A 2,609-nucleotide genomic window follows, 5' to 3' on the forward strand; every position below is an offset into this window, starting at 1 on the left:
GGCCCCACCACTCTTGAATCACCAGCACTCCCGGTCCCGAACCGCTGCCGGGCTTGGAAAGGTAACCCCGTGACTTTTTTCCGTTCGCGGCGAACTCGACGTCGATACCCGAAAGCTCCGTCATGCGGGGATCCTAACCCAAGTGGCTGGCAGCTCAAACCAGGAGCTGGTATCATGGCGCTCTTCACGGAGCCGGTCCCGGCTCCCCAGAACGATGGGTGACAGAACGATGGGACGCGTAGCTATCATGTTTGTTTCCGGCCTCCTGACCCTCGCTGCGCCGGAGGAGCGGGAGTTCGAGGGCTATATCACCGATGACATGTGCGGCGCCGCTCACATGATGGAGGGTATGAGCGACAAGGAGTGCGCCGACGAATGCGTCGGCATGGGCGCAGCCTACGCCCTTTTCGTTCCCGCCGACGAGACCATGTACGCCGTCGACGATCCGGAGAAGGTCAAGCCGTTTGCGGGAGAGAACGTCGTCGTCGAGGGCTCTCTGGATTCGGACGGAAAGACCATTCGCATCAGCTCCATCACCAGAAAAGCCGAGCAAGATTGACTCGATGCTCTTGAGCCGGGGGGAGATGAGCTTTGACTTCGAGGGGGCTCGTTTCGACATCGACCGCGATCGAGAGCTCCTTGCGTGGACCTTCAGCCAGTTCCTGTACGGCGAAGTCACTGGAATCCAGGTAGGCCACTGGCTCTACCGCGCCCCCAGCCTGGACGCCGCGAATTTTCTCGCCCGCCAAGCCGTCGAAGAGCTCCAGCACGTGGACAAGTTCCGAGACATTCTCAGAATCCTGTCGCGGCCGCCCGGGCCTCCCCATCGCGCGGTGCGTTTTCTCTCGACGGGCATGATGGGGGACGATTGGGCGGAGCATGTTTGCCTCGAGATGGCGCTCGGTGAAGGGTATGTCCTCACCGTCCTGTACGCTCTTCTCGACACCATCGAGCACGACGGGATCCACGCGATTCTCACGCGCGCCACGCGTCAGGAAGAGCGTCACGTCGCCTTCGGTGAGGAGGAGACCTCGAGGCTGGTGCGCTCGAGCTCCGCGGTCCGCAAGAGGCTTTTCGGACTTTCGCTCTGGTCCCTTCTTGGGGTAGATCTCCTCGAGAAGGCGGTGGCGCGACGATCGTACGAGGGCCATCCGGTGCTCGGAAGGCTTCCCGAATTCGTCAGGCACCTGCGGGGTGCGGCCGAGCTGCGGTTGAGCCGGCTCGGGATCCTGGACAGGCCTCTGTCGGAGCTCGGTCCATCCGGGCGGCTGGGCGCGATGCTCGCCTCGGGCGCGGGGCACGTGGCACGGCGCGTGTGGCCGAGGCGGCGAGCGAAGTTGACGAAAACGTACCTCTCGGATACACGGCTTTCGGTGGGCGCAACGACCAGTGGATGCTAGGTACAGATGAGAGTGGTCGTGCGGGTGACTCCGCGCAGGCCACCGATCGTCCCCGCCACGAGATGAGAGAAGTCGCTGAGCGCCTCCACCTCGAGAAGGGCGACGACGTCGTACGGCCCCGTCACCGAGTCGACGGTGAGGACAGCGGGCATCTTTGTCAACGCGCGCCGCACGCCGTCGACGCGGCCGGGCAACGTCTGGATCAGGACGTAAGCTCGAGGCCGCGCCCCGGCGGGGGCATGGGTAGCTCGTTTCATGATGACTCCTTTGGAGATAGGGTTTTCGCTCTTTCGTCAGCGCTCGAAATCTGCTACTATGCGGGCGAGGGTCTCCGGAAAGAGGCCCCTGTCCCGACCTCTCTGGCAGGACATTGGTTGCGGCGCAATCAACTGCCTCCTGGTCTCGAACCTGGATTGGCCGCCACCACCCATGTGTAAGATATGAGTACAACGACTCGTGAAAGTGTATCGACCTCTTTGGCCGAAGGTGTTCTCGAGCTCGAGCCCCAGGGCAACGGGCACCTTCGCCAGTTGACCAACAACTTCCTTCCCGGACCCCAGGATGTCCGTGTTCCAGGCCGCCTCATCGCCCGTTACTATCTGAAGGAAGGGCACTTCGTGCAAGGCCCCTCCGGGATGGCCCGGCGCCGGAATCACCGTCGCGGTGGCGGCGGCCCGCCCTCCCGAGAGCTGCTCGGGGTCGAGAGCGTGAACGGCTTCAAGCTCGACGCGCTGCCCCCCGCCCGTCATTATGGCGACCTCGTGAGCGAGCACCCCAGCGAACGCCTGACGCTCGCTCAGGATCCCGAAGGACCGATCTCGCTCCGCGTCATCGACCTCATCACCCCCATCGGCCGGGGACAGCGCGGCCTCATCGTCGCCGCCCCCAAGACGGGAAAGACGATCCTGCTCGAGCAGATCGGCTTCGCCATCGGGCAATTCTATCCGGAGATCCACCTCTTCGTTCTTCTCATCGACGAGCGGCCCGAGGAAGTGACGCACATGCGCCGCGCGGTGAAGGGGCAGGTCATCGCCTCAACGTCCGACGGAACGAGCGCGAACCATCTCCGGATCGCGCGCCTCGTTCTCGAGCGATCGCGCCGTCTGGTCGAGCTGGGTGAGGACGTCGTCATCCTGCTCGACTCGATCACCAGGCTCGGAAGGGCGGCGAACCGCGAGCAGAAGGGCCGGGGAAAGACGATGACGGGCG

At 63.9% G+C, this 2,609-nt stretch carries 4 protein-coding genes; 3 read left to right on the plus strand and 1 reads right to left on the minus strand.

The annotated features are described in order from the left end of the window. The first annotated feature begins 229 nt into the window (after nt 1-229). The gene (locus VEK15_03165; GenBank protein HXV59670.1) at nt 230-559 is read left to right on the plus strand and encodes a hypothetical protein; all 330 of its coding nucleotides are present in this window, start codon (nt 230-232) and stop codon (nt 557-559) included. A gap of 4 nt (nt 560-563) precedes the next feature. Continuing rightward, nucleotides 564-1,400 (plus strand): ferritin-like domain-containing protein, encoded by an 837-nt coding sequence (locus VEK15_03170; GenBank protein ID HXV59671.1) that lies wholly within the window; start codon nt 564-566, stop codon nt 1,398-1,400. On the opposite strand, the gene VEK15_03175 is transcribed toward VEK15_03170, so the two are convergent. After that, complete coding sequence (locus tag VEK15_03175; GenBank protein ID HXV59672.1) at nt 1,397-1,657, minus strand: Lrp/AsnC ligand binding domain-containing protein; 261 nt, start codon at nt 1,655-1,657, stop codon at nt 1,397-1,399. The genes VEK15_03170 and VEK15_03175 overlap by 4 nt on opposite strands. 183 nt (nt 1,658-1,840) lie before the next feature. Between VEK15_03175 and VEK15_03180 the strand changes: the two genes are divergently transcribed. Continuing rightward, on the plus strand, nt 1,841-2,609 hold a 769-nt coding region (locus VEK15_03180; protein HXV59673.1), incomplete at its 3' end, for a transcription termination factor Rho.

The sequence above is a fragment of the Vicinamibacteria bacterium genome (genome assembly GCA_035620555.1).
GTDB lineage: Bacteria > Acidobacteriota > Vicinamibacteria > Marinacidobacterales > SMYC01 > DASPGQ01.

Bases quoted from the DNA above. Each gene is read 5' to 3' on its own strand.
- VEK15_03165 (HXV59670.1), top strand. From the start codon at position 230: ATGGGACGCGTAGCTATCATGTTTGTTTCCGGCCTCCTGACCCTCGCT.
- VEK15_03170 (HXV59671.1), top strand. From the start codon at position 564: ATGCTCTTGAGCCGGGGGGAGATGAGCTTTGACTTCGAGGGGGCTCGT.
- VEK15_03175 (HXV59672.1), bottom strand. From the start codon at position 1,657: ATGAAACGAGCTACCCATGCCCCCGCCGGGGCGCGGCCTCGAGCTTAC.